Here is a 6,889-nt window from a genome sequence, read left to right as displayed (position 1 = left end):
ACAAGGTTGGGACAAGCACTTCCAGGCTAACACAGTCAGAAATCGAAACGTACTCTCAACAGTTCGCTTAGGCATGGAAGTTTTGCGGCATTCTGGCTACACAATAACAAGGGAAGACTCACTCGTGGCTGCAACCCTACTAGCTCAAAATTTATTCACACATGGTTACGCTTTGGGGAAATTATGAGGGGATCTCTCAGTGCTCAGCATGTTTGAGTGCTTTACTCGCCGCGGGTTGAGAAATATGTAAAACTTCAGCCGCACGCGTTAAGGAACCACAAGTCATTACAGCATAAAAGATATCGAGATGTCTTAATTTCATTCCATGTAGCCTACTGATTATTTATTTCTACGGACTATTCTAACGAATAAAGTATAAATAATCAGATATACTCGTCATAATTCAAATTTTGGTTTAGTTGTCACGAGAATTAATTCGTAAACGTGCAAGCTAAATAGATTGACTAGGGGAATATACGGGGTAAGAAAGCGGCTCGGCATACTGCCCTATAATAAATTGTTAGGAGAAGTACGCCGAGTAGTGTGTAGCTATTAGGTAAAGTATGTACCAATTTCAATAAATATTTTAATTAAGATACTGTTTGAAATATCAACAATAAAGGCACCGACCATAGGAACGACAAGGAAAGCTTTATGTGATGGTCCAAATGCTTTTGTGACTGTTTGCATATTCGCAATTGCTGTTGGTGTTGCTCCCATACCAAAGCCACAGTGACCCGCGCTGATCACGACAGCATCATAATCTTTGCCCATCATTTTGAAGGTGACAAAGCAGGCAAATAGCACCATGACAACAGTTTGTACAGCAATGATAATTAATACTGGCCCTGCCATGCTTGCCAATTGACCAAATTTTAATGACATTAACGCCATTGCCAAGAAAAGCGATAAAGCAACGCTACCTAATACATCGACGGTCGGCTCAAACACTTCGTGTTTAAATACATGAGTCAGTGTATTACGGATAATAATACCGACAAATAAACACCAGACAAAAGTAGGCAGTTGCAGAAAAGTATCTTTAAACAATGCACTGATATAGCCACCAACAACAATACAGATAATCAGCATTGAAATGGTTTCAATAACGTTATTTGCATTGATTTTTCTTTTGACGCTTGGTTGCTCAAAAGCTTCAACGATAGTGTCGCGCTCTTGCTCGGTTGTTTTAGGAATAGAGACCTTTTTCAAAAGATGACGGGCAACAGGGCCGCCAACTAAACCACCCAACACTAATCCAAGTGTTGCACAAGCCATCGCTAATTCAACGGCGCCTGTTACACCATATTTATCAGCGAGAATAGGGCCCCATGCTCCGGCATTACCATGACCACCTGTTAGAGTAATTGAACCTGCAATTAAGCCAATAAATGGACTTTCATTCATCATGACAGCCATACTCATGCCGACAGTATTTTGAATGGCGATTAGGATCGTTACTGCAATAGTTAATAGAACTAACGGCTTTCCTCCTTTAATCAGTCGAGAAAAGTCAGAACTTAGCCCGATAGAGGAAAAGAATGTGAGCATTAATAAACTTTGCAATGAAGCATCAAAAGTAAACGAATAACCTGATGTTTTATCAATAATTAACAGAACAATTGCAACAATAAAGCCACCAACGACGGCTTCTGGTATGTGGTTTTTTTGTAGGAACGGGGTAAATTTTACGACAAACATTCCTATGAGTAGCGCGATACATGCGACTAATAATGTATAACTGGCATCTAGGATCATTTTTTTACCTCTATTAGTTTACCAGAATTTTCACTATAACAATTTAACAATAGTGAAAAATGAAGTTACTTTGGTTAACTAATCTTTAACAATGAGTTTTATTAGGGTATCCATAACTTTTAGTTAATAGGGTCATAATTTTAGTGTGATCTTAATCATGAAATATTAAAAAGATTAAAATAACAACAATGGTATTTAATGATGGGTAAACCTAAATACCATGCGGGATCCGCACTATTTTCGGTGATAGCAAAAAATAAAAAAGTATAAATAATAAACAAAATTATAAGAGAAGGAGAACATGATAAGCGCAGGCCGAGCAATTTAAAGAAGTGTGATATACAACATAAAACAGCAGCATGACCTTTCTATATTTCGTTGCTTATCGAAGTGTTAATTTTCGGGTGGATTACTCTGTTTGTTGATTAATAACGGAGAAAAATATGATTGCTGTAATATTTGAGGTGCAAATACAACCCGACCAACAAACTCGCTATTTGACTTTAGCTGAGGAGTTAAGACCACTATTAAGTCATGTAGCTGGTTTTATTTCAATTGAACGTTTTCAAAGTCTAGCTACAGAAGGAAAAATGTTATCGCTATCTTGGTGGGAAAACGAATACGCAGTTCTGCAATGGAAAAATCATGTTTTACATGCGAAAGCTCAACAAGAAGGGCGAGAGTCAATATTTGATTTTTACAAAATTAGTATTGCTCATATTACTCGCGAATATTCATTTAAAAAGGACAAGGATAATGTTTGATGTTCACGTTGTTTTAGATAATCAAATAGGACAATTAGCATTACTAGGAAAAACATTAGGTAATAAAGGTATTGGATTGGAAGGGGGAGGGATATTTACGGTTGGTGATGAATGCCATGCTCATTTTCTTGTTGAACAAGGAAAGGAAGCTAAAATAGCGCTAGAGCAAGCTGGACTGTTAGTACTTGCGATCCGGACACCATTAATTCGTAAGTTAAAACAGGAAAAACCGGGGGAACTTGGCGAAATAGCACGAGTATTGGCGGAGAATAACATTAATATTTTAGTGCAATACAGTGACCATGCTAACCAACTGATATTAATAACGGACAATGATAGTATGGCTGCATCTGTTACGCTCCCTTGGGCAATAAAGTGAACTTGCGATGGCTAATTTAATACGAAAAGAGGTTACCTTTGAGTCCTCAATAGCCGCGATAGGGGCGGCTATGTCTGACATTTCACGAGTTAAAATACTCAGTGCTTTGATGGATGGGCGAGCTTGGACGGCCACTGAGCTAAGTTCTGTGGCGAATATATCAGCTTCAACGGCGAGCAGTCATTTATCTAAATTATTAGATTGCCAGCTAATCACAGTAGTAGCTCAAGGCAAGCATCGTTATTTTCGGCTAGCAGGAAAAGATATTGCTGAATTGATGGAAAGTATGATGGGGATCTCCTTAAACCATGGCGTACATGCCAAAGTTTCCACGCCAGTGCATTTACGAAAAGCACGTACTTGCTATGATCATTTAGCTGGCGAAGTTGCCGTTAAGATCTATGATTCCCTTTGTCAACAGCAATGGATCACTGAAAATGGTTCAATGATCACATTAAGTGGTATTCAATATTTTCATGAAATGGGAATTGACGTTCCTTCCAAACATTCACGTAAAATCTGTTGTGCGTGTTTAGATTGGAGTGAACGCCGTTTCCATTTAGGTGGGTACGTTGGAGCCGCATTATTTTCGCTTTATGAATCTAAAGGGTGGTTAACTCGACATCTTGGTTACCGTGAAGTTACCATCACGGAAAAAGGTTATGCTGCTTTTAAGACCCACTTTCACATTTAAGTTGTTTTTCTAATCCGCATATGATCAATTCAAGGCCGAATAAGAAGGCTGGCTCTGCACCTTGGTGATCAAATAATTCGATAGCTTGTCGTAATAATGGCGGCATACTATCAGTAGTAGGTGTTTCCCTTTCTTCTTTAGCGACTTGATGCTCTTGATCTTCCAATACGCAACCTAAAGTAAAATGCCCCACAGCGCTGAGTGCATATAATGCATTCTCTAGTGAAAAACCTTGTTGGCATAAAAAGGCTAATTGATTTTCGAGAGTTTCATACTGTTTTTCTGTAGGCCGTGTACCTAAATGTACTTTTGCTCCATCGCGATGACTTAGTAAAGCACATCTAAAACTTTTAGCGTTATTACGTAAAAAATCTTGCCAGCTTTCCCCTTCTAAAGGGCAAAAGTGAGTATGGTGCCTATCTAACATCTCAATGGCTAAGGCGTCGAGCAAAGCCCGCTTATTTTTTACATGCCAATACAATGTAGGCTGCTCTACACCTAGCTTCTGGGCGAGTTTACGGGTTGTTAAACCTTCGATTCCGACCTCATTAAGCAGCTCTAATGCGCTGTTAATCACTTTACTTTTATCTAATCTAGACATCATTAATTCCTAATTTTTGTTGACACTCTATCATTGATAGAGTTATTTTACCACTCCCTATCAGTGATAGAGAAAAGTGAAATGAATAGTTCGACAAAGATCGCATTGGTAATTACGTTACTCGATGCCATGGGGATTGGCCTTATCATGCCAGTCTTGCCAACGTTATTACGTGAATTTATTGCTTCGGAAGATATCGCTAACCACTTTGGCGTATTGCTTGCACTTTATGCGTTAATGCAGGTTATCTTTGCTCCTTGGCTTGGAAAAATGTCTGACCGATTTGGTCGGCGCCCAGTGCTGTTGTTGTCATTAATAGGCGCATCGCTGGATTACTTATTGCTGGCTTTTTCAAGTGCGCTTTGGATGCTGTATTTAGGCCGTTTGCTTTCAGGGATCACAGGAGCTACTGGGGCTGTCGCGGCATCGGTCATTGCCGATACCACCTCAGCTTCTCAACGCGTGAAGTGGTTCGGTTGGTTAGGGGCAAGTTTTGGGCTTGGTTTAATAGTGGGGCCTATTATTGGTGGTTTTGCAGGAGAGATTTCACCGCATAGTCCCTTTTTTATCGCTGCGTTGCTAAATATTGTCACTTTCCTTGTGGTTATGTTTTGGTTCCGTGAAACCAAAAATACACGTGATAATACAGATACCGAAGTAGGGGTTGAGACGCAATCGAATTCGGTATACATCACTTTATTTAAAACGATGCCCATTTTGTTGATTATTTATTTTTCAGCGCAATTGATAGGCCAAATTCCCGCAACGGTGTGGGTGCTATTTACCGAAAATCGTTTTGGATGGAATAGCATGATGGTTGGCTTTTCATTAGCGGGTCTTGGTCTTTTACACTCAGTATTCCAAGCCTTTGTGGCAGGAAGAATAGCCACTAAATGGGGCGAAAAAACGGCAGTACTGCTCGGATTTATTGCAGATAGTAGTGCATTTGCCTTTTTAGCGTTTATATCTGAAGGTTGGTTAGTTTTCCCTGTTTTAATTTTATTGGCTGGTGGTGGGATCGCTTTACCTGCATTACAGGGAGTGATGTCTATCCAAACAAAGAGTCATCAGCAAGGTGCTTTACAGGGATTATTGGTGAGCCTTACCAATGCAACCGGTGTTATTGGCCCATTACTGTTTGCTGTTATTTATAATCATTCACTACCAATTTGGGATGGCTGGATTTGGATTATTGGTTTAGCGTTTTACTGTATTATTATCCTGCTATCGATGACCTTCATGTTAACCCCTCAAGCTCAGGGGAGTAAACAGGAGACAAGTGCTTAGTTATTTCGTCACCAAATGATGTTATTCCGCGAAATATAATGACCCTCTTGATAACCCAAGAGGGCATTTTTTACGATAAAGAAGATTTAGCTTCAAATAAAACCTATCTATTTTATTTATCTTTCAAGCTCAATAAAAAGCCGCGGTAAATAGCAATAAATTGGCCTTTTTTATCGGCAAGCTCTTTTAGGTTTTTCGCATGTATTGCGATATGCATAAACCAGCCATTGAGTAAGTTTTTAAGCACATCATCATCATAAGCTTTAAGTTGGTTCTCTTGGATCAATTTGCTGACAATGGCGTTTACCTTACCAGTAATGTATTCAAGGCTAATTTTTTCAAGTTCATTCCAACCAATGATAGGCATCACTTCTTGGATAGGGATAAGGTTTTTATTATTATCAATAATATAATCAAGATAATGTTCAAATATACTTTCTAAGGCAGACCAACCATTTGTTAAATCAGTTTTTGTTGTGATGTAGGCATCAATCATAATTAATTGCTGCTTATAACAGGCACTGAGTAATTGTTTTTTATTTTTAAAGTGATGATAAAAGGCACCTTTGGTCACCAACGCTTTTCCCGAGATCTCATCTATTGAAACAGCTTGATAGCCTTTTTCAACAAACAATATTCGTGCTGAGTTAACCAGTGATTGATAGGTACTCTTAAAATTTTCTTGTTGATGATTTTTATTTTCCATGATAGATTTAAAATAACATACCGTCAGTATGTTTATGGTATCATGATGATGTGGTCGTGACAATCTTAAGAACATTTAGGTTATTTTATGTATATTGAACAGCATTCTCGCTATCAAAATAAAGCTAATAACATCCAATTAAGATATGATGATAAGCAGTTTCATACAACGGTTATCAAAGATGTTCTATTATGGATTGAACATAATTTAGATCAGTCTTTACTGCTTGATGATGTGGCGAATAAAGCGGGTTATACCAAGTGGTATTTTCAGCGGCTGTTCAAAAAAGTAACAGGGGTCACACTGGCTAGCTATATTCGTGCTCGTCGTTTGACGAAAGCGGCTGTTGAGTTGAGGTTGACGAAAAAAACTATCCTTGAGATCGCATTAAAATATCAATTTGATTCCCAACAATCTTTTACACGTCGATTTAAGTACATTTTTAAGGTTACACCAAGTTATTATCGGCGTAATAAATTATGGGAATTGGAGGCAATGCACTGAGAGATCCCCTCATAATTTCCCCAAAGCGTAACCATGTGTGAATAAATTTTGAGCTAGTAGGGTTGCAGCCACGAGTAAGTCTTCCCTTGTTATTGTGTAGCCAGAATGCCGCAAAACTTCCATGCCTAAGCGAACTGTTGAGAGTACGTTTCGATTTCTGACTGTGTTAGCCTGGAAGTGCTTGTCCCAACCTTGT

At 38.7% G+C, this 6,889-nt stretch carries 9 protein-coding genes and 2 pseudogenes; 6 read left to right on the top strand and 5 right to left on the bottom strand.

Annotation, left to right across the window (positions count from 1 at the left end; translation table 11 throughout):
• Nucleotides 1-187, top strand: a pseudogene (locus KP712_RS09015) (IS4 family transposase); the annotation flags it as partial.
• Between the two features lie 9 nt (nt 188-196).
• Here the strand turns inward: KP712_RS09015 and KP712_RS09010 are convergent.
• Together KP712_RS09010 and gltS are read right to left on the bottom strand one after the other, a co-directional pair.
• Nucleotides 197-322 (bottom strand): LysR family transcriptional regulator, encoded by a 126-nt coding sequence (locus KP712_RS09010; RefSeq protein WP_001303004.1) that lies wholly within the window; start codon nt 320-322, stop codon nt 197-199.
• 230 nt (nt 323-552) lie between these two features.
• Nucleotides 553-1,758, bottom strand: a complete 1,206-nt coding sequence (gene gltS, locus KP712_RS09005; RefSeq protein WP_000599533.1) for a sodium/glutamate symporter — start codon at nt 1,756-1,758, stop codon at nt 553-555.
• Nucleotides 1,759-2,201: 443 nt separating this feature from the next.
• Here gltS and KP712_RS09000 point away from each other — a divergent pair, with 443 nt between their 5' ends.
• Genes KP712_RS09000 through KP712_RS08990 form a run of 3 tightly spaced genes read left to right on the top strand, consistent with a single transcriptional unit; the run spans nt 2,202 to nt 3,595 of the window.
• Nucleotides 2,202-2,522, top strand: coding sequence for an antibiotic biosynthesis monooxygenase (locus KP712_RS09000; protein ID WP_000562370.1), 321 nt, complete (start codon nt 2,202-2,204; stop codon nt 2,520-2,522).
• Nucleotides 2,515-2,901: a hypothetical protein gene (locus tag KP712_RS08995; RefSeq protein WP_000460651.1), complete on the top strand. Its 387-nt coding sequence runs from the start codon at nt 2,515-2,517 to the stop codon at nt 2,899-2,901. The genes KP712_RS09000 and KP712_RS08995 overlap by 8 nt, the downstream gene beginning before the upstream one ends.
• Nucleotides 2,902-2,908: 7 nt before the next feature.
• Nucleotides 2,909-3,595, top strand: a complete 687-nt coding sequence (locus tag KP712_RS08990) for a helix-turn-helix transcriptional regulator (RefSeq protein ID WP_001284954.1) — start codon at nt 2,909-2,911, stop codon at nt 3,593-3,595.
• Here KP712_RS08990 and tetR(B) read toward each other — a convergent pair.
• Nucleotides 3,573-4,196, bottom strand: coding sequence for a tetracycline resistance transcriptional repressor TetR(B) (tetR(B), locus tag KP712_RS08985; RefSeq protein WP_000088605.1), 624 nt, complete (start codon nt 4,194-4,196; stop codon nt 3,573-3,575). The genes KP712_RS08990 and tetR(B) overlap by 23 nt on opposite strands.
• A gap of 81 nt (nt 4,197-4,277) precedes the next feature.
• Between tetR(B) and tet(B) the strand changes: the two genes are divergently transcribed.
• The gene (tet(B), locus tag KP712_RS08980; protein WP_002244796.1) at nt 4,278-5,483 is read left to right on the top strand and encodes a tetracycline efflux MFS transporter Tet(B); all 1,206 of its coding nucleotides are present in this window, start codon (nt 4,278-4,280) and stop codon (nt 5,481-5,483) included.
• A gap of 112 nt (nt 5,484-5,595) precedes the next feature.
• Here tet(B) and tetC read toward each other — a convergent pair whose 3' ends face one another.
• Complete coding sequence (gene tetC, locus KP712_RS08975; protein WP_000428546.1) at nt 5,596-6,189, bottom strand: tetracyline resistance-associated transcriptional repressor TetC; 594 nt, start codon at nt 6,187-6,189, stop codon at nt 5,596-5,598.
• 87 nt (nt 6,190-6,276) lie between these two features.
• On the opposite strand from tetC, the gene KP712_RS08970 reads away from it, so the two are divergent.
• A complete protein-coding gene (locus tag KP712_RS08970; RefSeq protein WP_000275180.1) occupies nt 6,277-6,693 on the top strand; it encodes a helix-turn-helix domain-containing protein in 417 nt (138 codons plus the stop codon).
• Between the two features lie 9 nt (nt 6,694-6,702).
• Here the strand turns inward: KP712_RS08970 and KP712_RS08965 are convergent.
• Nucleotides 6,703-6,889, bottom strand: a pseudogene (locus tag KP712_RS08965) (IS4 family transposase); the annotation flags it as partial.

The organism is Haemophilus sp. SZY H68, assembly GCF_018829685.1.
In the GTDB taxonomy this organism is placed as follows: Bacteria; Pseudomonadota; Gammaproteobacteria; order Enterobacterales; family Pasteurellaceae; genus Haemophilus; species Haemophilus haemolyticus_K.
Note: the sequence above shows the minus strand (reverse complement) of the source record. Positions and strands in the feature narration are given on the sequence as shown.

Excerpts from the sequence above, each read along its gene's own strand:
- KP712_RS09010 (WP_001303004.1), bottom strand. The coding sequence starts at position 322 with ATGAAATTAAGACATCTCGATATCTTTTATGCTGTAATGACTTGTGGT.
- gltS (WP_000599533.1), bottom strand. The coding sequence starts at position 1,758 with ATGATCCTAGATGCCAGTTATACATTATTAGTCGCATGTATCGCGCTA.
- KP712_RS09000 (WP_000562370.1), top strand. The coding sequence starts at position 2,202 with ATGATTGCTGTAATATTTGAGGTGCAAATACAACCCGACCAACAAACT.
- KP712_RS08995 (WP_000460651.1), top strand. The coding sequence starts at position 2,515 with ATGTTTGATGTTCACGTTGTTTTAGATAATCAAATAGGACAATTAGCA.
- KP712_RS08990 (WP_001284954.1), top strand. The coding sequence starts at position 2,909 with ATGGCTAATTTAATACGAAAAGAGGTTACCTTTGAGTCCTCAATAGCC.
- tetC (WP_000428546.1), bottom strand. The coding sequence starts at position 6,189 with ATGGAAAATAAAAATCATCAACAAGAAAATTTTAAGAGTACCTATCAA.
- KP712_RS08970 (WP_000275180.1), top strand. The coding sequence starts at position 6,277 with ATGTATATTGAACAGCATTCTCGCTATCAAAATAAAGCTAATAACATC.